This window comes from Bradyrhizobium sp. ISRA430 (assembly GCF_029909975.1).
Lineage (GTDB): Bacteria > Pseudomonadota > Alphaproteobacteria > Rhizobiales > Xanthobacteraceae > Bradyrhizobium.
Genome location: NZ_CP094516.1, coordinates 1,659,414 through 1,679,755, shown reverse-complemented (window position 1 = coordinate 1,679,755; position 20,342 = coordinate 1,659,414). Strand labels below are relative to the sequence as shown.

Here is a 20,342-nt window from a genome sequence, read left to right as displayed (position 1 = left end):
AGCGCTGACGGTCTTTTTTTCAGCCGGTCGGTGATGCCACTATCATTGGAGATTGCAAAAATATCGACCGATCGTTGTCGATAGTCGCTGAAACCGGACAGAATCCAAATCGGCGAAATTTGCTTTTGAATTCAAGAGCGCGAATTTCTGACGGATCGGTGAGACGGTTCTTCATCGGGCACAGAAAAAATTGCGGCGAAAATTCAGCGCGTTATCATCATTTAAAACAATCGAGTGGGAGTGAGGCAGGACGATGCAATACTTCGCGCACCTAAGTCGGGGTGAGGCTGCCGTGCTCCAAAATTCGTCTCTGGCGGCGGAACGCCTCGGCGATTGCGCTTGAGACGGCTCTGATGCGGGCGGCGCGCCGCATGTCCTGATGCACGATCAGCCACAGCACGCGTCGTGCCGGCGCCCTGTCGGGCCAAACGCGGACCAGATCCGGCGCGGAATCGCCGAGAAAGCAGGCAGCTTCGGCAATGCCCGCTTTGCTCGCCGCGGCTCGAAGCTGGATGAGAGGGTTGTCGCAGCGAAGCGCTATCCGCGCACCTTCGAGCGACTCGCCCATGAAAGGCTTCATCGCGGTTGGCGGCGCTGTGAAGGTGATCAGGTCGAAATCCGCCAATCCCTGGCCCTGCTTCGGGACTCCTGTGCTCGCCAGGTAGTGCTTCGACGCGTAAAGTGAGAAGGCGACTTCGCCTAACTTGCGACAAACGAGGTCCGAAGCCGACGGCCGGCTAAATCTGATCGCAAGGTCGGCCTCGCGGCGCGCGATGTCGAGCGAGCGAACGCCGGCGATCAAATCCACACGCAGCTCTGGATGGGTTTCGCGCAGCGCCGCAATGGCAGGCGCTACCAACTGATAGGCGAGCGCCTCGGTCGTGGTTATCCGAACCGAGCCCGTGAGCAGCGCGTCGCGTCCGGCGACAATGCGCTCAAGATCCATGGCGGCGCTCTCCATTGTCGCGCATTGGCGCAGGATGGCCTCCCCGGCCGACGTGGTCACAAAGCCATCCGGGGTCCGGTTCAGCAGTGTCACCCCGAGCCGCTCCTCGAGCAGCGCAACCCGCCGCCCAACCGTCACATGACCCACGCCCAAGGCACGGGCAGCTCCCGACAGGCTGCCGGCGCGCGCTACGGCCAGGAAGAAGCGTACGTCATCCCACTGCCAGGTCATGGGCATCATCATCCCTGTTCATTTGTGAACACCATATGTGAACAAATCGATGAGGCAAACGACATCTCGAGCTTCTATGTGAACGGCCAGAGCTCGGACGCCAAAACAGCGCAAGTCACCAAGAATGCAGCCAGCGAGCGGCCACCTGGAAGGAAGCCCGCAATGATCGCAGAAAAGAGAACGGCGAACCCCCTCCGTCACGTCGTCTTTGCACTCGCCCTGACGCTGATGGGAGCTACGTCCATCACATCCGCTGTCAAGGCTCAGACCTTCTCGCCCACAGCCACCGGCGTGATCGTCATCCTTGGCGTGAAGGCCGGTGTCGCGCGCGAACAGGTGATGGCCGTCATGCCTGCTGAAATCCGGGCGACCGTGCAGCTCTATCTCAGTGGCAAGATTCGCCAATGGTATTCGCGTGGCGATGGCCGTGGAGTCGTCTTGTTGCTGGATACAAAGGACGTCGCCGAGGCGCAGACGATCATGGAAGGCCTGCCGCTGGGCAAGGCAAATCTCATGGACCAGGAGTACATCGCAGTCGGTCCACTCGTGCCGCTCGGTTTGCTCATGGCCAATCCCGCACCAGCGCAATGAAGGAGTCATGGTGATGCCGAAGCTGCAGCCGAGCGACGATGAAGGGAGCAGCGCAATACGAGACACGACGCTATCGCGACGCGACATGCTTTGGGCGGCAGGCGCGCTCACCGTCGGTGCCGCGTTCGCGGAGCGGTCAAGCGCCGCCACCCCCGAATCGAGCGGGGCCAGCGCTCAGTCGACATCTTGGCCGGATTCGACGATGCCCGAGGTGACGCATCGCATGATCGAGACGAACGGCATCCGTTTGCACGTTGCCGAGCAGGGTGACGGTCCGCTCATCATCCTCTGCCACGGCTTTCCCGAGTGCTGGTATTCCTGGCGGCATCAGCTCCCGGCGCTGGCGAAGGCCGGGTTCCGTGCGGTGGCACCCGACTTGCGCGGCTATGGGCACAGCGACCGTCCGGAGGAGGCGGAGAAGTATACGATTCTCGATGACATCGGCGACATCGTGGGTCTCGTCGATGGTCTGGGTGCTAAGCAAGCGGTGATCGCCGGCCACGACATCGGCGCCGCGATAGCATGGCAAACGGCGCTTCTGCGCCCCGACATCTTCCGGGCCGTCATCGCTCTCAGCCCACCGTTCCGGCCGCGCGCGTTTGGCAGTTCGGGGCCACCAACGACGCTCATGCCGCGGACCAAAGATGCGGTGTTCTACCAGCTCTTCCTCCAAACCCCCCAGGCTGAAGTGGCTCTCGGGAAGGACTTGCGGCGCACATTCCGTGGTCAGTTCTACTCGCTCTCGGGTGACAGGCCGCCGGGCGGCGGGTTTGCTGGCGGGATGATGCCCCGCCAGGGTGCTTTGTTATCCGATCCGGCATCCTTGCCGGCTTGGATCACGGATTCGGACATCGATGTTTATGTCGAAGCATTCACGCGGAGCGGGTTTCACGGTCCGCTCGCCTGGTGGCGCAACATTGATCGCGGCTGGGAGCTCATGGCCCCCTTTGACGGGACGGCGGTATCTGTCCCGGCGCTCTACATCGTGGGCGACCGCGACTTCGTTGCTACTGCGTTTGAACAGGCCATAGCCAAGCAGTCGAGCTTCGTTCCCAAACTCCGACCGCCAGTCATGCTCGCGGCTTGCGGCCATTGGACCCAGCAGGAACGTGCGGCTGAGGTCAGCACCGCGATGATCGACTTCCTTCGGAGCATGTAGGCGAAGTTCGCGAAAACCGCCTGAAGGCTGAGAGTAACCTTGCAATGACCGATGCACTTGAATCTCCGGCCGTTGGAGGTTGTCGTCGGTAATTTTTCCGTCGTGAGGACGTAATCCAGCATCTCTCTCATCGCGCCGCGCTCATAGATAGCGGGTTACGCTTTTGCCAACCCGCCCTACGAAATTACGATGTTGAGCCGCTTACCGCATTTCGCGCCAGCGCATCGGCAGGATGCCATTCTGCCTGAAACTGTCGAGGAAGCGGAAGCGAGCGGCTTGCGGATTGGGGCGGGCTTGGATCGTTGTGTCGAGGATCTGCACGACGTCGTTCTCATCATAGAGGGGCCAAGCTGGCAGACCGGATCCGTTCGGATCCCCGTGCGTCGCGAAATTCACCCAATAGCTCATCATCGTCCGCGCCAGAGCGCGGTCCTCCTCAGCCGGTGGCGTTGTACTGCCGATCACTTGTTGCGGTGTCAGTGTGCCGAAGACGAAGGGGATCTCGGTGACGTGCGAGGCGATGGGCGTGTAGGGCGACGTATAGCTGAACAGGTAGCCGTAGACGGGCGCACGCCTGCCGCGTCGATGTAGCCGCAGCCATTGCCAGACCTGCTCGCTGATCACATAGTCGCCCGTGAGTGCAGCCGCGGAAGCCTTGGCCTCCGCGTCGGTCCCGGCCGGGTAGACCTTCAGGAAATCGGCCATGCGCTCCTTGCCGAACATCTTCTCGGCCGCGGCGAGAAAGGCGGGCGCCGACTGATCGGGGAGTGATTGCGCAGGGAAAGGGAATTCCTCGGCGATATTCCAACCCGCCAGCAAGGGGATGTGCATCTGTTTGCCGCGCAGGAATCGCCGAGCAGGCACGTCCGGCACCACATAGCGATCGATACTCGGTGAGAATGCCGCAACGACGGGGCTGGTCTTGAAGCTCCACGGCGCGGCTGCATTCAACAGGGCGGCCGGCATGGTGCGCAAAGCTGCGATGGATGCATCGCCCTGTTGCCGGGCGAAAGCGATGCCGCGCGCGCGGGATTCTTCGAAACCCTGGAGTGGTCCGTGTTTGCCATCCCAGAATGCGCCGCTCTGTCCAATGGCCTTGTGAAACAGTCCATGTGCGAGCGGGGAGGCCATCAAAATGCCGACGGCCATGGCACCGGCGGACTCGCCGAACAGGGTGACGTTGTCGGGATCACCGCCGAAGCCGGCGATGTTGGCCTTGATCCAGCGTAGTGCTGCCAGTTGATCCTGCAGGCCGTAGTTGCCTGACGGCGCCTCCGTATCGAGATAGGGATGGGCGAAAAAGCCGAAGACGCCGAGGCGATAATTGAAGCTGACGACGACGACACCCTCGGCTGCCAACGCGCCGCCGTCGGTGGCGGGGTTGGCCGAGGAGCCGAATTGAAAGCCGCCGCCATGAATCCACACCATCACTGGCCGCTTCTCGTCCGCGCGCTTCGCTGCGGTCCAGATGTTGAGATAGAGGCAATCCTCGTCGCGCGGTCCCGGCCGATGGTCATTTTCGAGTGCTGAAAGACACCCCGCGCCAAAGACAAGCGCATCGCGCACGCTGCCCCAGGGCGCCGGGGGCTGCGGTGCACACCAACGCAGAGGTCCGACCGGGGGTGCTGCGTAGGGAATGCCCTTGAACGCCAGCACGCCGCTCGCATCCCGTCGGAGACCTCGCACGAGACCTGCTTGCGTGCGGACCTCACGTCCGAGCTCGGCTGCTTTCGAGGTCATGAAGCCATGCATGGTCGTCTCTCTTGATCGCGTGAGCGCCTGGCCGCCGCCAGACAGGTTCAGGCGGCAACCTATGGACTTTCGCCCCTGCTGAATTTAGATATTCAGCCAATCAATTACTAGAAACATGCAATCGTCATGCGGCAGCCTCTTCGCTTTCCGTGGCCGAATCTCGATGTGGACGATCTCTCCGCGCCGGTTATCGCCGTGCGCGTTGACGTTCTCGGATCCAGGGTGGAGGTGCCCGATCACAGGCACCGCAAGGGGCAACTTATCTTCGCGCTGGGAGGCGGCGTCACCTGTCGCGTTCCCAGTGGCCTATGGATGGTGCCACCTCATTGCGGGGTGTGGGTTCCGGGCGGCATGCAGCACAGCAACCTCGCGACAGCCAATGCCCGGCTCTTTTTCGTCTACATCGAGCCGGATATTGTCGACCTGCCGGATCAATGCTGCACGCTTTCGATCTCGCCGCTACTGCGTGAATTGATCGTCGAGTTGTCCGATCAGGTTGCAGATGATGAGGCGAGGGTGGACCTCCTGGCGAGCGTCCTTCTGCGTGAGCTACCCCGCATGCCCGTTCAGCAGTTACATCTGCCGCTCTCGCCCGAGCCGCGGTTGAAGCGGATTGCTGCAGCGCTGGCGGAAGACCCGTCCGACCGCAGCACCCTGGCCGAATGGGCCAATCGCGTCGCCCTCAGCGAGAGCAGCCTCGCACGCCTCGTCGCCAAGGAAACGGGGCTGACCTTCGGGCGCTGGCGTCAGCAACTGCACCTGATCGTAGCTATACGAGAGCTGACCTCCGGTGCGAGCGTGCAGCAGGTTTCGGCCGATCTCGGTTATGAATCCGTCGCGGCCTTCATCACGATGTTCAAGAAGGCGCTTGGGAGACCGCCGGCAAAATATCTCGCCAGTATCGCTGATGCCGGTTCTGCGATCGTCGATTGAAGAGGGGGGCGACAATCAACAGTGAATCGAACCCATTGCGATTGAGAAGCGGAATCGATGGTTATCGCTTCGCTCCACCCATCCTGCGAGCTTACATACCGAGTGCCATCGCGATGCGCGATGCGAGTAGCTTAAACATGAAGCCTGGAGAATAGCCGCGATAGCTTGGCAAATCGTCTGCAGGTGCAACGCCATCCGGCTTGAATTTCGTGCAAATCCGGAGCTGCAGTGGCGGGAGTTCTCCTTGAAATCTCGCTCTGTATGCTGAGACCCAGTGCGGGCCTGTATCGAAATTCATGAACATCGCCGAGTTGCAGCACGCAGCGACAACCCTGTTTGTCGCCGAACTTTGCTTGAGTTTGTAACGCCTCAGCAGGTCGGCTCCCTTGGAGCACTCGATGCGGTCTTTTCGATAGAGGATATATGCCGTCCCGCCATCGGGATCGCGTACGGCGCCAGCATTTGGCAAAGCTTCGATCTGTTCGGCTCCCTTTTGGCAGTCGTCGCAATAACACACGTTGCTTACGATCGGGCTGCCGAACGCTTTGAGTTCGACGCTGCCGCAGGAGCACGTTGCGATCATGGTGGGGGAGCGTGTCATCTGCTGGCGATCACCATACGGTTGCCCTCGCAGTCGCGAAATTCAGCGACCGTGCGCCCGGGTTGCCAGGGAGCCTCCATTGGTTCCGTGACGATTTCCACGCCGCGCGTCTTGAGTCTCTCGACCGTCGCTTCGACGTTTGCATCCACCAGCACGAGCACGGGTTCGGCGGACGGCGCCGGATCCTTGCGCCTAACGAAATGCAGCGTCGTTTCGGCGTCTGCAAATTTAAGTTCGATCCATCGCCATCCGTCCCGTCCCATGGGCTGATCGGCGACGGCGCGGCAGTCGAAATGAGCGACGTAGAAGGCTTTGGCCCGCTCCTGGTCTAATACTGGAAGCTCGGCAAACTGAACGTGCATTATCGACCCCTCACATTGCGTCCGGGCTGCAGGCAAACTAGACTGTCTAGTACCGATATCAAACTAGACTGTCCAGTTCCATACGTCAATCGAGCAAATGGGTATGACCACGACGCCGTCAGCAGGTGCTTCAAGAGAGTTCGAAGAGCAGGGCCGCTCGGCGCGAAAGCGGCGGGCGATCATCGACGCAGCTACGGAAGTCTTCCTGCAAAAAGGCTATCTGGCCACGAATATGGATGAGATCGCGGCGCTCGCGGCCGTATCGAAGCAGACAGTCTACAAGAATTTTCCCGGCAAGGAAGCGCTGTTCGTGGAGATCGTGAGAAGTGTGAGCACCCGAGCCGGGGATAAGGTCCACAACGAGATGCCGGACATAGCCGCGGGCGAAGATATTTCCGAATATCTTGAGCGCTATGCGTACCGACAGCTTACTGTCGTGCTGACGCCGCGCGTCATGCAACTACGCCGTCTGGTGATTGGTGAGGTCGGCCGCTTCCCCGAACTGGCGAAGACTTTGTTCGATGACGGACCCAGGCGCGCGATGGCGGTGCTCGCATCGTTGTTCAAGCGCTTGGCCGATCGTGGCCTGCTGGCGATCGATGATCCGGCTGTCGCCGCCTGCCAGTTCAATTGGTTGGTTATGGCGGAGCCATTGAATCGGGCAATGCTGCTCGGTGACGAGGCGATTCCCAAGCCGGCGGAGCTCCGACGTCACGCTGCGGCCGGCGTGCGCACGTTCCTCGCAGCATACGGCAAGACGCGCGGGCGAAAGCGGTGAGCGGATCCGGTTGTGACTGGAAGCATGTAGGACGGGTAGAGCGAAGCGAACCCATAGACGCGGCAGCTTCGGCGTGAGAGAAGAATTGCGGTGACGGTGCAGTCAGCCTCCGTGGATCGGGAATGGTAGTGCCGAGGGTGTTACGGTAACCCGGATGAACTTGCTGAATCTGTGATGGGAAAGGTGCCTTGAAATGTCCACGAATAGCTCTGCCGATCTGAACAGGCCCGGAGGAAACTATGTGCCGGTCATCATTCACAATGGACTGGCCTATGTGAGCGGCCAGTTGCCGCGCCGTGGCGAGGATCTCCTTTGTTCCGGCAAGGTCGGTGCAGATGTCGATGTTAAGGCTGCCCAGGAGGCTGCCGCTTTCTGCGTTGATCTCTGCATAGCCGCCGTCAGCCATGCCGCGGGCGGCGAGGAGAAGATCGTTCAGGTCCTGAAGGTCGTCGGATATGTCGCCTCGGCACCGGGATTCATCCAACAGTCGCAAGTCATGAACGGAGCTTCGGACCGACTCATCGAACGGCTCGGGGAGCGGGGTCGCCACGCGCGCACCTCTATCGGGGTCGCCGAGTTGCCGAGAGGCGCGCCCATCGAACTGGAGATGGTCGTCGCCGTTCGATGATGAGGCCTAAGACCAGCCGCCGTTTGAAAGCAGCGAGATATCTGACGGCGGGCGGTCGAAATCGCTTCACTCTACCCATCCTGCGATCGCCAACTATCCCCGCGAGGTCTTCTCAAACCGCTTGATCAGTCGCTCTCGCTTCAGCCGCGACAGCCGCTGGATCCAGAACATCCCGTTGAGCTGATCGATCTCGTGTTGGTGGCAGACGGCGCGCAGGGCCTCCGACTCCTCGGTCTGCATGTTGCCGTCGAGATCCTGATAGCTGATCCGCAAGCGGGCGTGGCGCTGGACCTCGTCGTTGACGCCGGGCATGGAGACGCTACCTTCGCGATGCAGGATCATCTCGGGTGACGCCCATTCGATCTGTGGATTGACGTAGGTCCGCGCGCCGTCCTTGGGGTCGAGCTCGAGCACCACGACGCGCAAGGGGATGCCGATATGCGGCGCCGTGATGCCGATGCCGGGCGCAGCGCGCATCGTCTCCAGCAGATCCGCTGCAAGCTCCCGCAGGCCGGCGTCGAAAGCGGTCACGGGCCGGGCCGGGATCGCGAGCCGGCGGTCGGGATAGCGGACGATGGGACGAATGGTCATGCAGGCTCCTAACACTTGCCGGCGTCGATCAGCGAACAACATCGCAGGCTATGCTGCGGTCGGTGCACTTTACTTTTTCGTCTCGGCGGCATGGCTCGCTGTCAGCGAGTGGCGCCGCAGCGCAGCGATGTGAGGCCTCGCCGTTTCCGTTCACTGGCCCGGATACGGCGTGCCGTCCTTGTGCAGGAACCGGCCGTCGGACGCCGGGCTCATCATGTCGATGTCGGAGCAGGTGATGAGATCGTCGGGCGAGCGCGAGCCGACTTCGAGATAGACCGCCGTCGCGTCCGACCTGTTGATCATGTGATGGCCGTTGCCGCTGCCTTTCGGGAAAGCGGCGCAATCGCCGGCGCGCAGCACCGTTTCGCCGTCATCTTCGATCAACGTTACTTCGCCTTCGAGCACATAGACGAACTCGTCCTCGTGCGAGTGCCAGTGGCGCTGGCTCGACCAGTTGCCTGGCGGCAGACGCATGAGATTGATCCCGAAATCCCTGAGTCCACCGGCATTTCCGAGCCGCTGCCGGATGCGGTCGGCGCATGGCGCGCTGAATTCAGCCGGATATCCGGATCCCTTGCGTTGCGGAACAGTTGAGATGTCGATCTTGGGCATGGTTTCTCCTGCCGTTTCGTGCCGACTTATCCAGCTTACTCGCCCTTGATGAAGCTGCAGCGGTAACAATCAAGACCTGCGTGCACGCTGGGTCTTGCTCGATCCCCGCGGGTTCGCTGCGCCTCGCGGTACATCGGCGCCGCGATATCTCACGTGCTCGATAAACGCGCGCAGTTTGGGCAGGACCTGACGTTTCCCCGGATAGTACAGAAACACCCCTGGCCCGGTCACGGCAAACGGCGTCAGCAGCGCCTGCAGCCGTCCCTCGGCAATCGGCGCCCTCGCGAGCGGACCGGGCACCTGCGCAAGGCCAACGCCTTGGATTGCGGCGCCGAGCAGCGTGGCATAGTCGTGCGCGATGAGCGGGCCTGTCACGATCGCCTCGACGGACTTGTTGCCATCCACGAAAGGCCAGGGTGCGATCGATCCGTTGGCGCGGCGCAGGCGCAGGCAGGCGTGCTGGCGAAGATCGTCGATGCGTTGCGGCCGCTTCCGCCCGCGCAAATAGTTGGGGCTGCCGACCACCATGAACGGGAACGGCTGCGTCAGCCGCACCGCGATCATGTCGGGCGCGATGAGCTGGCCGAGACGGATGCCTGCATCGAAGCCGGCTGCGGCAAGATCCACCATCTCCTCGCTTGCGGCGATCTCCACCTCGATCTCGGGATAGGCCTGGCAGAAGGCAGCGATCACCGGCTCGAGGATCAGTGGCACGACCGATCGGGGCACGGCGAGGCGTAACAGCCCGGCTGGCCGCTGGCCGAGGTCGCGCGCGGCTTCGCTGGCGGCAACGAGCTCCTCGAAGGCGGGTTTTGCGCGCGACAGGAAGCGCTCGCCGGCCTCGGTCAATCCGACGCTCCGCGTCGTGCGGGTGAACAGCGCCGCGCCGATGCGGGCCTCGAGCGTGCGTACCGCCTGGCTCATCGCCGAAGGTGTCACGCCGAGCTCGGCGGCCGCGCGCCGAAAATTGCGGTGCCTGGCAACGGCGAGAAAAGCCTCGACGCCGTCGAGCGCACCCTGCCTGATTGTGAAGTCTTGCTTCATAGCCCGTCGACATTATCGCGGATAGTCGCGCGGCGGAAGCGGCCGTATGTCTGGGACAGAACCCAAGGAGGGTCGCGACATGCCCCGAGTAGAACACCATCAGCAGTCCCCCCGGCAAGCTTCCGAGAAGGATGTGATCGGTATGCATCGCCGAGCCTTTCTGGCTGCCGGCGCAGCCGCGACAGTGCTCGCCGGCAGCCGTACAGCCCTCGCGCAGAACCAGCCGGTGGATGCGCCCGCTCCGATGAGCGAGGCAGCGATGCCCAGCACGGTCAAAGTCGACCGGCTGGATGGCTCAATTCTGCTGATCGGCATCGATCGGCAGCAGTCGAACCGTATCGACTTTTCAGCCTTCATCGGCTTGGGCCGTGCGTACTATTTGCTCGATCACGATGACGCGTTGCGCGTCGGGGTGCTCTATGCCCAAGGCCCCGACTTTGTAGGAGGGATCCTCGATCCCGCAACCTGGGCACCAGTCCTGCGCACCGGTCGCTTCCCGGAAACCCGCGAGTTCGTCAATCCGATCGGTACGGTGCCACCGCGCCGGGAGAAGCCGGTCGTCGTCGCCGTTCAGGGCAAGACCCAGGGGGCAGGCCACGAGCTTTTCCTCGCGGCCGATGTCCGGGTTGCCGCCAGCGATACCGTATTCGGCCAGGGAGAAGTGAACCGAGGTCACTTCCCGGCCGGTGGCGCAACAATCAGATTCGTCCGCGAGGCAGGTTGGGGCAATGCGATGCGTTACATGTTGACCGGCGATGATTGGGGGGCCGACGAAGCCTACCGTCTCGGTCTCGTTCAATACGTGACCCCGCCCGGCAAGCAGCTCGATCGCGCGATCGAGGTGGCGCGCAAGATCGCTACGGCAGCCCCGCTCGGCGTTCGAGCGACCCTCGGTTCAGCGAATCGTGCCCTCTTCGATGGTCAGGAAGCCGCCTTCACGGCGCTGCTCCCCGAACTTGGTCGACTGGCGCAGAGCGACGACCACCAAGAATATTTCCGAGCGCTGCAGGAAAAGCGCGCTCCCGCCTACCGTGGCCGCTGATGGCGGTCGAGGAAACCCCGACGCGAGGAGCTTCGCAATGACAGAAGTATTGGATGGCGTGCGCGACCACTATCGCGCAATCGGCCTCACCGAGCGGCTGAAGACAGCGCTCGCATCCTTCGGGCCAGAGGAACAGCGGCTCACGCCGCAGCAACTCGCTGCCCTCGACCAGTTTCACACGCGCGGGCTCGCAGCGACTGCCGACCTTGCGAAGCTCGCTGGAGTCACGGCCGAGATGTCGGTTCTCGACGTCGGCGCGGGCATTGGCGGGCCGGCACGCTTTCTCGCGTCAGCTTATGGCTGCCGGGTGATCGGCGTCGATCTCAGCGATCCCTTCATCGATGCCGCCCGCTATCTGACAGCGCGCACAGGACAGAGCGAGCGCGTGTCGTTCGAGATCGCCAGCGCGCTGGAGCTGCCGTTTGATGACGGTCGTTTCGACCTCGCATGGCTCCAGCATGTCGCCATGAACATTCCTGACCGGACGCGGCTTTATCGTGAGATACGGCGCGTGCTGAAGGTTGGGGGTAGGTTTGCGACCTTTGACGTGGTCGTGTCGGACAGCCGCGAACCGCACTATCCGGTGCCGTGGGCGCGAACGCCGGCAACGAGCTTTCTGCTGTCGGCCGTTGCCACGCGCGAGGCGGTCGAGGCGGCCGGCTTCCGCACGCTTGTCTGGCTGGACGACACCGAAGCCGCCAAGGCTTGGGCTGCCCAGCTCCGCGCGTCCGGGCCGCCGCCGTCGCCAAATCTCGGCGTGGTCATGGGGCCGGACTTCGCCCAGCTCGCCGCCAACCTGGGACGCAATATCGGGGAAGGCCGGCTCGGCATCCTGACTGCTGTGTTCGAGGCCGCACCGACCGACTCCTGAGAGGATGCCAGATGTCGCCGGCAACCATCTTCCAAATCCATCTCGCGCTTGGTTACGTGCCGTGGCTGCTTCTCTTCGGTGCGTATGGGTGGCCCTGGCTCAAGTCGATGGAGCCGGTCGAGGCGCAGCGCGCCATTGCCGCTCTTCACAGCTTCCGCTTCTTTGGGCTTGTCTTCCTGGTCCCCGGTGTGGTCGGGCCGCATCTGCCCGCCGGGTTCGCCACCACGGCCGCCTACGCCGATTTCGCAACCGGGCTATTGGCCATGCTGGCGTTTGTCACGGTAAGGCTGCGTGCGCTGTTCTGGCCGTTCGTCGTTGCCTTCAATCTCGTCGGGGCAGGCGACATCCTCGTCGACTACTATCATGGCATTCAGCTTGGCCTTCCGCCGCAGGCGGGGGAGTTGGGGGGCGCCTACGCGATCCCGATCATCTATGTGCCGCTGCTGATGATCACGCACGCGGCTGCGTTCTATTTGCTGGTGTATTCCGCCGATCGGCAGGCGTCTGCGGCGTGATGAGATCGCGTGCGGCTGATGATGACATCGTGCCGGTGTTTTGTCCGACGTGTCAAATTGCTTCCAGCCATCGTAAGTCGTTGATCCGGCAGATGCCGGCTACTTTGCATGGGGTTGTTTTCGAGATTTTTGTCTGGGGCCCAAAGCCTCAAGTCGGCTGGTTCATCCGCAGTCCTGGACATCGATCCATCATTGACAATGAATTCGGTTACAAGAAATCCGAAATAGTATGGGTGTTTCGCCTGACCCCCGCGGAACCCGCGCACAAAATTATTTCGTGTCCGATTGTTGCCGGTGTCGGCCCCCGCCGTTCCCATTCGTCTTCCACCCAGACAGACCTGACGGGAGACCAAAATGACCCCTTTCCCTTATCGCTGGGTGATCGTCGCCGCGGGCGGCTTGCTCGGCTGCGTCGCCATCGGCGGCATGTTTTCGCTACCGGTGTTCCTCCAGCCGATCGCCAAGGATACCGGCTGGTCGGTGACCGGCATCTCCAGCGCGATGACGATCGGCTTTCTGGCGATGGCCTTCACCAGCATGGTCTGGGGCACGCTGTCGGACCGGTTCGGACCGCTGCCGGTGGTGCTGACGGGGTCGACGGTGCTGGTCCTGAGCCTGTTCGCGGCGAGCCATGCGACGTCACTGCTCGCGTTCCAGTTCGTCTTCGGCCTTTTGGTCGGCGCCTCCTGCGCGGCCATCTTCGCGCCGATGATGGCGACCGTCACCGGCTGGTTCGATACCCATCGGAGCCTCGCCGTGTCGCTGGTGTCGGCCGGCATGGGCATGGCGCCGATGACGATGTCGCCGCTCGCGGCCTGGCTCGTCTCCAACCATGACTGGCGCACTTCGATGCAGATTGTGGCGCTGGTGGTCGGCGCCATCATGATCCCGGTCTCGCTCCTCGTCCGCCGTCCGCCCGCGCTCGCGCATGCGCCGGCCGCGGTGTCGGGCGAGGGCGCGCCGCAAGCCGAGATGTCGATGGGCGAGGCGCTGCGCTCGCCGCAATTCCTCATCCTACTCGCGACCAACTTTTTCTGCTGCGCCACTCATTCCGGTCCGATCATCCACACCGTCAGCTATGCCGTGAGCTGCGGAATCCCGCTGATCGCTGCGGTGACGATCTACAGCGTCGAGGGTTTTGCGGGCATGGGCGGCCGCATCGCCTTCGGGCTCCTCGGCGATCGCTTCGGCGCCAAGCGCGTGCTGGTCTCGGGTCTGCTGTTGCAGGCGTTCGGCGCGCTCGCTTATGTCTTCGCGCATCAGCTCACCACGTTCTACGCGGTCGGGGCCGTCTTCGGCTTCATCTATGCCGGCACGATGCCGCTCTACGCGGTGCTGGCGCGCGAAAACTTTCCGCTGCGAATGATGGGCACGGTGATCGGCGGCACGGCGATGGCCGGCAGCCTCGGCATGGCGACCGGTCCGCTCGCCGGCGGCCTGATCTACGACGCGTTTTCGAGCTACGCCTGGCTCTATATCGGCTCCTGGGCGATGGGCCTCGGCGCGTTCCTGATGGCGATGATGTTCAGGCCGTTTGCGAAGCCGCAAGGCGAAGTGGCGCCGGTGGCGGCGTGAGAAAGGAAGCCGTCATTCCGGGGGCGATGCGGAGCATCGAACCCAGAATCTCGCGGCACAACTTGTGGATTCCGGGTTCGCGCTGTTGCGCGTCCCGGAATGACGGGAAAGCGACGCCGAACTTCAAAGCCGCTTTTCGAAGAACAAATCCGGGTAAGGATCGTCGTTGAAGCGCGGGATCTCGCTCCAGCCGGTCCTGCGGTAGAGCTGGCCGGCTTCCGGCAGCGCGCTGTTGGTGTCGAGCCGCAGCAGCGCGATGCCGAGTTCGCGCGCGGCTGCCTCAGTTGCATCCATCAGGCGCCGGCCGAGGCCGAGTCCGCGCGCAGCGGGCGCGACCCACAGCCGCTTGATTTCCGCGTAGCCGTGGTCCGTGCCCTTCAGCCCGACACAGCCGATCGGCAGCGTGTCCGACATCGCGACGATGAACGTTCCCCGCGGGCGGCGCATGTCGGCGGCATCGGGATCACGCGACAGCGTGACGTCAAAGCCCTGTTTGAAGCGGCGGCCGAGCTCAGCGTAGTACTCGCCGAGGCAATAGCGTGCCTCATCGCTGCGCGGATCGATCTCGTCCAGCGCGATGCGGTCGCGCGTCAGCGCGGACGCGATCAGGTCCATCGCCGCGAGCAGGGCGTCCGCTTGCGAATGACGGCCTATGAAGTCCTCTGCCTGTGCATTCGAGAGCGCCTCATAGGCGGCGAACTCGCGCCGGCCCGCGCGCGTCAGCTTCGCGACGCGGCGGCGTGCGTCATCCTCATGCGCCGTGGTCTCGATCAGCCCTTCGTCCTCGAGGCTGCGCAAGAGCCGGCTCATCAGCCCGGAATCGAGGCCGAGATAATCGCGGATCTCCGCGACGTCGAAGCGTCCATGCCCGATCGCGTTCAGCACGCGCGCCGCGCCCAGCGGCCGGCCGCGCCCGAGGAACGACGTATCGAGCGCGCCGACGGCGGAGGTGACGGCACGGTTGAAGCGGCGAACGCGGGAGACGGGGTCGAGCATATATCTGACTTTAGTCAGATATTATTTTCAGGTCAATCGGGCTGGGGCGGCGCCTCAGCTCGGTAACGATGCACCGGCCTGTTCCTTCACGATGTAGTCGGCATACCAGTCCGGCCAGTTGTCATCGTACTTGCCGCCGGTGCGCTTCTCGTGCTCGCCATGCGCGACCGCCGCGCGGCGCAGCGCGCCTGCGAGATCGGCGGTCGATTTGAATGTCGTGTCGGCCTCGACACGGCCGGGCAGGCGCGTCGTGATCTCCTGAAGCAGCCAGCCATTGCCGTCGGGATCGCGGAATGAGGCGAAGGAGCGATAGCTGCCGCGCGCAGGATCCGGGCCGCTCACGCGACGCGAGCCGGAGATGTAGGGTTCGTCCGGGCCAGTATGCGTGTCGCCGCTGCCGTGAAAGACCTCGCCGACCTCGATGCCGCGGGCAACGAGCTCGTCACGGGCCGTCTGGACGTCGGACACGATCAGGTACAGGCCCTGCGCGGAGCCGGGCGCTGCCGCCGTGACGTTCCTGCCGAAGATGACCGAGGCGTTCGAGCCCGGTGGGGTGACCTGGATCACGCGCCAGCCGTCGTCCGAGGCGAAGTCGGCATCGAGCCGCCAGCCGAGCTTCGCGTAAAACGCCTTGGCGCGATCGACGTCGGACACCGGCACGACGACGATCTCGAGCTTGAAGTCGATGCTGCCCGGTTTCGGCGCCTCGGCAGCCTTGCTGTTCTCGGTGATGGCCATGGAGTCCTCCCTGATGTCGGTGAACCGGCGATGCGCATCTTGCGCGCCAAATGTGTCAGCTTGCGTGATGCCGCAATCAGAATAGCGCGCGCGACGCCGTTCGTCCGCAAAGCTGGAGTGCTTCTTGGGGGCGGTCTCTTCGCCACATCAACGGTCGGATGCTACCGCGTCGCCGACAATCAGTGCGCGATCAATGCGTTGCTACGTCCGTGGGACGGGGACGCCCGCCGACCGAGGGCGGCACCGAGCTGTCGCTGAAGGTGGCGCAAAGGCCTCTTCGCTAAAAATGATGCACGCCGAGCGCGGAGAACGCGCCGTCATGGACGTCGTGGCCTTCGCTCGTCGGCTGGCCGAGAAAGCCGAGATGCAGTGTGAGTGGTGGCAGTGCCGCCATCGGTACCGCGCCGGCGGTGTCGAGGCCGCCGATATCGACATCGTGTGTCGCCGCACCGTCATGCGCTGTCGCCAGCGGCGAACTCACGATGTCGGTGACGAGCGCGCTGACCAGATCGGTGGCTGGCGCATGGTCTGCACCGCCTCCGACGGAGTGCAGCAGACCGCCGACGATGCCGGTGACACCATCCACGAGTTGTCCGACTGTCCCGGTCACCGTGGACGTCAGCTCCGTCACGGTCGTGCTCAGGCTGTCCAGCGTATGCGACACCGCCGCGAGCGAGGTGTCGACGAGGTTTGTGATGGTATCGCCAAGCTGGTGGAGGGACGTCGCCGGATCGATCGCGGTGGATATCGCAGCATCGGCGTGGGTGGAGGCGTCTCCGGCGCTCACGGCGTGATCAGACGCGTGGGGAACGCTCGTGGCGTCAGCGTGACTTTCAGCCGCGACCGGCGCGGAGTCGTGGCCCTGCGTTCCGACCGCAACGTCCGCGCCTCCACGGGCGTCCGAGGCGCCGCTGCCCATCGTTGCGTCGGTGTGCAGCACCGGCGCGACATCGTGCGATGCCGGATCGGTCGCATCGGCATGCTGATCGCCGGATGCAGGTTGCTGTTCACTCGGAGCCATTTCGGCGGGCGCAGGCTCGGTCGGGTGCTCGGGTGTCGAGTGGGAATCCGTCGGAAGCGGCTGGGCAGCGATGGCGTCGTGAAGCCGACCCGCGTGAGCCTCGTCCAGGAAGGCGATCAGCGCGGTCATGAACGCGACGGTCTCGTCCGTCGTGATATGGCGCGCCAGCTCCGCCTTCTCGGCGCGGCGGTTGTTCTGCTTGGATGCAGACATCGACCTTGCTCCTCGTCAGCGTTCGCGGAAGGCGCGCGTCAGCTCGTCGCGCAGCGGACCGAACAGATATTCGAACAGCGTCCGCGGGCGCGTCGGCACGATCACCTCGGCCGGCATGCCCGACTGCAATTCGATGCGCGACTTCTTCACGTCCTCCGGCTCGAGCGAGACTTCGACGGCGTAGTAGCCGGGCCCGGACTTGTCGTTGGTGACGCGATCGGCCGAGACCGTTCGCACGATGCCGTAGAGACGGGGACGCTCGATGTAGTTGACGCCGGTCAGCCGGACCTCGGCGCGGCGCCCGACCGTGACGTCGTTGATGTCGGAGAGTTTTAGCTGCGCATCGACGATCAGCGGATTGTCCGACGGCACGATGTCCATGAGCTTGGCGCCGGGCTGGATCACGCCACCTTCGGTGAACACGTCGAGCCCGACCACCGAGCCGGTCGCGGGCGCCCTGATCTCCGTGCGGGTCACGACGTCGGTCGCGGCCTCGATCTTCGGTGCAAGCTCGGCGAGCTTGTTCTCAGTGGAACGGAGCTGATCGGTGATTTCGCTCATCCTCGCGCGTTCGGCCTTGGCGATCTCGAGCTCGTTCTGCGAGATCTGCTGCTGCATGCCGGCGATGGTGGCGCGCTGTGCGCCGATATCGGCCTGCAGCTTGGCGTCCTCGCGCTGGAGCGCCAGGATTCGGGTCTTCGGCGTATAGCCCTGTTCGTACAGGCGCTGCGCACCGCCCATCTCGTCCGACAGCAGCTCGCGCTGCTTCTCGGTGCCGGTGAGCTGGGCCTGAGTGCCGCCGATCTGGGCGTTTAGTTCCGCGATCTTACCCTTGAGCACGGCGGTCTCTGCCTCGAATTGGTGTCTTCGCGCGGCCATCATCGCGATCTCGTTCGCCATCGCCTGGCGCAGCGCGGGCTTCGCGCCTTGCGCATCGACGCCGAAGTCCGGCGCAGTGCGGCCGTCGCGCTCGGCGATCAGCCGCGCCTCCGCAGCGCGTGCCGCATCACGATCTGCAACCAGCACCTCCAGCTTGGCGCGCGGATCGCTGTCGTCGAGCGCAACGAGGAGCTGTCCCTTTTCGACGTGGGCGCCGTCGCGGACTAGAAGCTGGCGGATCACGCCGCCATAGGGATGCTGCACGCTCTGCCGCCGCCCCTCGACCTGAAGATTGCCGCTGGCAATCGCGGCCCCCGAGATCGGAGCAAGCGTGCCCCACAGCGTCATCGCGGATGTGAACGCGCCTACCACGATTGCTCCGACCAGCGCCGGCCGCCCCGGCCGCGCATAGAAGGCGCGCTCGCGGCTGGTGACATAAGTTGCGCCGAGCGTGCTCATGACGCGGTGGCCTTTGCAGCGGCCTGCTGCTGCAAGGCCTGATAGACCTCGCCGGGTGGCCCGAGCATGTCGAGCATGCCGCTGCGCAGCACCATCATGACGTCGACGATGTCGAGGATCGTGGTGCGGTGGGTGATGACGATGACGGCGGCGCCGTCGGCCTTGGCCTGGAGCAGGGCGGCCTTCAGCGCTTCCTCGCCGGGGCCGTCGAGATTGGCATTGGGTTCGTCCAGCACGAGCAGCGGTGGCCGTCCGAGCAAGGCACGCGCCAGGCCAAGCCGCTGGCGTTGTCCGCCCGACAGCCCGACGCCGCCGACACCGAGCCGCGTGTCGTATTGCCGGGGCAGCTCGAGCACCATCTCGTGGATGCCGGCGCGGATGGCGGCGTCGATGATCTCGTCGGTCGAGGCGTCGCCGAAGCGCGCGATGTTCTCGCGCACGGTGCCGGCGAACAGGCCGACGTCCTGCGGCAGGTAACCGACATGGCGGCCGAATTCGACCGGGTCCCAGTGATTGTAGTCGAGGCCGCCGAAACGCAGCCGCCCTGTGGCGGGCGCCATCGCGCCGACCAGGAGGCGCGCCAGCGTGCTCTTTCCGGATCCGCTCGGACCGACGATGCCGAGGGCCTTTCCACCGGCGAGCTCGAAGGACAGGCCCTTGAGCACCGGCTCTTGCCGCGACGGCAGCTCGCAGACGAGCTCGCGCACCTCGACGGTGTTGCGCTGCTTCGGCACGATGGTCTGAGGTGTCGTCAGATCGATGGTGGCGAGCAGGTCTCGCACTTGCGTGTAGGCGTCGCGCGCACCGATGAACTGCTTCCAGGTGCCGACCGCCTGTTCGACCGGCACCAGCGCGCGACCCATGACGATGCTGGCGGCGAAAATGGTTGCCGGCATGATCGCGTGGTCGATGGCGAGCCAGGCGCCGGTGCCGAGCATCAGGGATTGCAGCAGCAGGCGGAAGAAGCGGATCGACGACGTCATCACCGCGTTCTTGTCGCTGGCGATCGCCTGCTGGACCAGCATCGCGGAACGCTGGCTCTGCCAGTTGCGCTCGACCGCCGGCTGCATGCCCATGGCGCGGATCACGTCGGCGTGGCGCAGAACGTTCTCGGTGAAGACGTAGGACTGATTTCCAGACGCCTCAGCCTGCTTCATCGGCGCGCGGGTCAGAACCTCGTTCACGCCGGCGAGCCCCAGCAGCAGCAATGCGCCGATGGTCGCGACGAGACCGAGCAGGGGATGGATGAAGAAGAGCAGCAGCAGGTAGATCGGGATCCAGGGCAGGTCGAACGCGAAATAGATGCCAGGCCCCGTCACGAAGGTGCGGAACTGGTCGAGATCGCGGAGCTGTTGGGCGCCGCGCGAGGCACCGCGCTCGGCCGACCGCACCACTAGCGCCTCGAACACGCGCGTCGACAATTCCATGTCGAGCCGGATGCCGCAGCGAATGAGGATCCAGGAGCGCACTGCGTCGAGCCCCGCCATGGTCAGCAGCGCGATGGCGAGGATCAGGGTGAGAAGGACGAGGGTGGAGATGTTTTCGTTGAGCAGGACGCGGTTATAGACCTGCATCAGATAGAGCGGCGAGCTGAGATAGAGCAGGTTGATCGCGCTGGAAAACAGTCCGGCAAAGAGGAAATGCGGCCAGAGTTTGAGTAACGCCTCGCGAACGTCGTCGCTGTGACGACGAGACGACCCTGCCGCCTCATCCGCGACCGTCAAAGCCCCTGCCGCCATATGTGTGATCCCTGGAAATAAAGAGTGCGCGCCGAGACGCTGGCGGGCTTACGCGTTGAATTGCGT

The 20,342-nt window shown here is 63.9% G+C and carries 21 protein-coding genes and 1 pseudogene; 10 read left to right on the top strand and 12 right to left on the bottom strand.

Going from position 1 to position 20,342, the window contains the following annotated elements; all coding sequences use genetic code 11:
• Positions 1–271: 271 nt before the first annotated feature.
• Positions 272–1,177, bottom strand: coding sequence for a LysR family transcriptional regulator (locus tag MTX21_RS08640; RefSeq protein WP_280964381.1), 906 nt, complete (start codon positions 1,175–1,177; stop codon positions 272–274).
• A 162-nt stretch (positions 1,178–1,339) separates the two neighbouring features.
• On the opposite strand from MTX21_RS08640, the gene MTX21_RS08635 reads away from it, so the two are divergent.
• The gene (locus MTX21_RS08635) at positions 1,340–1,768 is read left to right on the top strand and encodes a hypothetical protein (RefSeq protein ID WP_280964380.1); all 429 of its coding nucleotides are present in this window, start codon (positions 1,340–1,342) and stop codon (positions 1,766–1,768) included.
• Between the two features lie 13 nt (positions 1,769–1,781).
• Complete coding sequence (locus MTX21_RS08630) at positions 1,782–2,927, top strand: alpha/beta hydrolase (protein WP_280964379.1); 1,146 nt, start codon at positions 1,782–1,784, stop codon at positions 2,925–2,927.
• Positions 2,928–3,128: 201 nt separating this feature from the next.
• On the opposite strand, the gene MTX21_RS08625 is transcribed toward MTX21_RS08630, so the two are convergent.
• Entirely contained in the window at positions 3,129–4,667 is a 1,539-nt protein-coding gene (locus MTX21_RS08625) for a carboxylesterase family protein (RefSeq protein ID WP_280964378.1), read from the bottom strand.
• 138 nt (positions 4,668–4,805) lie between these two features.
• On the opposite strand from MTX21_RS08625, the gene MTX21_RS08620 reads away from it, so the two are divergent.
• Positions 4,806–5,612 (top strand): helix-turn-helix transcriptional regulator, encoded by an 807-nt coding sequence (locus MTX21_RS08620; RefSeq protein ID WP_280964376.1) that lies wholly within the window; start codon positions 4,806–4,808, stop codon positions 5,610–5,612.
• A gap of 91 nt (positions 5,613–5,703) precedes the next feature.
• On the opposite strand, the gene MTX21_RS08615 is transcribed toward MTX21_RS08620, so the two are convergent.
• Positions 5,704–6,213 (bottom strand): hypothetical protein, encoded by a 510-nt coding sequence (locus MTX21_RS08615; protein ID WP_280964375.1) that lies wholly within the window; start codon positions 6,211–6,213, stop codon positions 5,704–5,706.
• Complete coding sequence (locus tag MTX21_RS08610; RefSeq protein ID WP_280964374.1) at positions 6,210–6,575, bottom strand: VOC family protein; 366 nt, start codon at positions 6,573–6,575, stop codon at positions 6,210–6,212. Before MTX21_RS08610 ends, MTX21_RS08615 begins: the two co-directional genes overlap by 4 nt.
• A 103-nt stretch (positions 6,576–6,678) precedes the next feature.
• Between MTX21_RS08610 and MTX21_RS08605 the strand changes: the two genes are divergently transcribed.
• A complete protein-coding gene (locus tag MTX21_RS08605; protein ID WP_280964373.1) occupies positions 6,679–7,353 on the top strand; it encodes a TetR/AcrR family transcriptional regulator in 675 nt (224 codons plus the stop codon).
• Between the two features lie 241 nt (positions 7,354–7,594).
• A complete protein-coding gene (locus tag MTX21_RS08600; RefSeq protein WP_280964372.1) occupies positions 7,595–7,981 on the top strand; it encodes a RidA family protein in 387 nt (128 codons plus the stop codon).
• Between the two features lie 93 nt (positions 7,982–8,074).
• Here the strand turns inward: MTX21_RS08600 and MTX21_RS08595 are convergent, their stop codons facing one another.
• A complete protein-coding gene (locus MTX21_RS08595) occupies positions 8,075–8,572 on the bottom strand; it encodes a peptide deformylase (RefSeq protein ID WP_280964371.1) in 498 nt (165 codons plus the stop codon).
• Positions 8,573–8,609: 37 nt separating this feature from the next.
• Between MTX21_RS08595 and MTX21_RS08590 the strand changes: the two are divergent.
• Positions 8,610–8,705: pseudogene (locus MTX21_RS08590) on the top strand (DUF308 domain-containing protein); the annotation flags it as partial.
• Between the two features lie 17 nt (positions 8,706–8,722).
• Here the strand turns inward: MTX21_RS08590 and MTX21_RS08585 are convergent.
• Positions 8,723–9,184: a cupin domain-containing protein gene (locus MTX21_RS08585; RefSeq protein WP_280964370.1), complete on the bottom strand. Its 462-nt coding sequence runs from the start codon at positions 9,182–9,184 to the stop codon at positions 8,723–8,725.
• Between the two features lie 69 nt (positions 9,185–9,253).
• A complete protein-coding gene (locus MTX21_RS08580) occupies positions 9,254–10,228 on the bottom strand; it encodes a LysR family transcriptional regulator (RefSeq protein WP_280964369.1) in 975 nt (324 codons plus the stop codon).
• A 79-nt stretch (positions 10,229–10,307) separates the two neighbouring features.
• On the opposite strand from MTX21_RS08580, the gene MTX21_RS08575 reads away from it, so the two are divergent.
• The 4 genes from MTX21_RS08575 (at position 10,308) to MTX21_RS08560 (ending at position 14,231) form a co-directional block, all read left to right on the top strand.
• Complete coding sequence (locus MTX21_RS08575) at positions 10,308–11,270, top strand: crotonase/enoyl-CoA hydratase family protein (RefSeq protein WP_280964368.1); 963 nt, start codon at positions 10,308–10,310, stop codon at positions 11,268–11,270.
• 37 nt (positions 11,271–11,307) lie between these two features.
• Entirely contained in the window at positions 11,308–12,141 is an 834-nt protein-coding gene (locus tag MTX21_RS08570; RefSeq protein WP_280964367.1) for a methyltransferase domain-containing protein, read from the top strand.
• Positions 12,142–12,152: 11 nt separating this feature from the next.
• Complete coding sequence (locus tag MTX21_RS08565) at positions 12,153–12,656, top strand: hypothetical protein (protein WP_280964366.1); 504 nt, start codon at positions 12,153–12,155, stop codon at positions 12,654–12,656.
• Between the two features lie 354 nt (positions 12,657–13,010).
• The gene (locus MTX21_RS08560) at positions 13,011–14,231 is read left to right on the top strand and encodes an MFS transporter (RefSeq protein ID WP_280964365.1); all 1,221 of its coding nucleotides are present in this window, start codon (positions 13,011–13,013) and stop codon (positions 14,229–14,231) included.
• A gap of 123 nt (positions 14,232–14,354) precedes the next feature.
• On the opposite strand, the gene MTX21_RS08555 is transcribed toward MTX21_RS08560, so the two are convergent.
• From MTX21_RS08555 to MTX21_RS08535, 5 genes are all read right to left on the bottom strand, one after another.
• Positions 14,355–15,227, bottom strand: coding sequence for a bifunctional helix-turn-helix transcriptional regulator/GNAT family N-acetyltransferase (locus MTX21_RS08555; RefSeq protein ID WP_280964364.1), 873 nt, complete (start codon positions 15,225–15,227; stop codon positions 14,355–14,357).
• Between the two features lie 54 nt (positions 15,228–15,281).
• The gene (locus MTX21_RS08550; protein ID WP_280964363.1) at positions 15,282–15,965 is read right to left on the bottom strand and encodes a VOC family protein; all 684 of its coding nucleotides are present in this window, start codon (positions 15,963–15,965) and stop codon (positions 15,282–15,284) included.
• Between the two features lie 280 nt (positions 15,966–16,245).
• Positions 16,246–17,199 carry a hypothetical protein gene (locus tag MTX21_RS08545; protein WP_280964362.1) on the bottom strand — a complete coding sequence of 318 codons (954 nt, stop codon included), beginning with the start codon at positions 17,197–17,199 and terminating at the stop codon, positions 16,246–16,248.
• Between the two features lie 15 nt (positions 17,200–17,214).
• Positions 17,215–18,537 (bottom strand): HlyD family type I secretion periplasmic adaptor subunit, encoded by a 1,323-nt coding sequence (locus tag MTX21_RS08540; protein WP_280964361.1) that lies wholly within the window; start codon positions 18,535–18,537, stop codon positions 17,215–17,217.
• On the bottom strand, positions 18,534–20,276 hold the full coding sequence (locus MTX21_RS08535) for a type I secretion system permease/ATPase (protein ID WP_280964360.1): 1,743 nt from the start codon (positions 20,274–20,276) through the stop codon (positions 18,534–18,536). The genes MTX21_RS08540 and MTX21_RS08535 overlap by 4 nt, the downstream gene beginning before the upstream one ends.
• Positions 20,277–20,342 lie beyond the last annotated feature (66 nt).

Coding starts and splice junctions, on each gene's coding strand:
- MTX21_RS08640 (WP_280964381.1), bottom strand. CDS start 1,177: ATGACCTGGCAGTGGGATGACGTACGCTTCTTCCTGGCCGTAGCGCGC.
- MTX21_RS08635 (WP_280964380.1), top strand. CDS start 1,340: ATGATCGCAGAAAAGAGAACGGCGAACCCCCTCCGTCACGTCGTCTTT.
- MTX21_RS08630 (WP_280964379.1), top strand. CDS start 1,782: ATGCCGAAGCTGCAGCCGAGCGACGATGAAGGGAGCAGCGCAATACGA.
- MTX21_RS08625 (WP_280964378.1), bottom strand. CDS start 4,667: ATGACCTCGAAAGCAGCCGAGCTCGGACGTGAGGTCCGCACGCAAGCA.
- MTX21_RS08620 (WP_280964376.1), top strand. CDS start 4,806: ATGCGGCAGCCTCTTCGCTTTCCGTGGCCGAATCTCGATGTGGACGAT.
- MTX21_RS08615 (WP_280964375.1), bottom strand. CDS start 6,213: ATGACACGCTCCCCCACCATGATCGCAACGTGCTCCTGCGGCAGCGTC.
- MTX21_RS08610 (WP_280964374.1), bottom strand. CDS start 6,575: ATGCACGTTCAGTTTGCCGAGCTTCCAGTATTAGACCAGGAGCGGGCC.
- MTX21_RS08605 (WP_280964373.1), top strand. CDS start 6,679: ATGACCACGACGCCGTCAGCAGGTGCTTCAAGAGAGTTCGAAGAGCAG.
- MTX21_RS08595 (WP_280964371.1), bottom strand. CDS start 8,572: ATGACCATTCGTCCCATCGTCCGCTATCCCGACCGCCGGCTCGCGATC.
- MTX21_RS08585 (WP_280964370.1), bottom strand. CDS start 9,184: ATGCCCAAGATCGACATCTCAACTGTTCCGCAACGCAAGGGATCCGGA.
- MTX21_RS08580 (WP_280964369.1), bottom strand. CDS start 10,228: ATGAAGCAAGACTTCACAATCAGGCAGGGTGCGCTCGACGGCGTCGAG.
- MTX21_RS08575 (WP_280964368.1), top strand. CDS start 10,308: ATGCCCCGAGTAGAACACCATCAGCAGTCCCCCCGGCAAGCTTCCGAG.
- MTX21_RS08570 (WP_280964367.1), top strand. CDS start 11,308: ATGACAGAAGTATTGGATGGCGTGCGCGACCACTATCGCGCAATCGGC.
- MTX21_RS08565 (WP_280964366.1), top strand. CDS start 12,153: ATGTCGCCGGCAACCATCTTCCAAATCCATCTCGCGCTTGGTTACGTG.
- MTX21_RS08560 (WP_280964365.1), top strand. CDS start 13,011: ATGACCCCTTTCCCTTATCGCTGGGTGATCGTCGCCGCGGGCGGCTTG.
- MTX21_RS08555 (WP_280964364.1), bottom strand. CDS start 15,227: ATGCTCGACCCCGTCTCCCGCGTTCGCCGCTTCAACCGTGCCGTCACC.
- MTX21_RS08550 (WP_280964363.1), bottom strand. CDS start 15,965: ATGGCCATCACCGAGAACAGCAAGGCTGCCGAGGCGCCGAAACCGGGC.
- MTX21_RS08545 (WP_280964362.1), bottom strand. CDS start 17,199: ATGTCTGCATCCAAGCAGAACAACCGCCGCGCCGAGAAGGCGGAGCTG.
- MTX21_RS08540 (WP_280964361.1), bottom strand. CDS start 18,537: ATGAGCACGCTCGGCGCAACTTATGTCACCAGCCGCGAGCGCGCCTTC.
- MTX21_RS08535 (WP_280964360.1), bottom strand. CDS start 20,276: ATGGCGGCAGGGGCTTTGACGGTCGCGGATGAGGCGGCAGGGTCGTCT.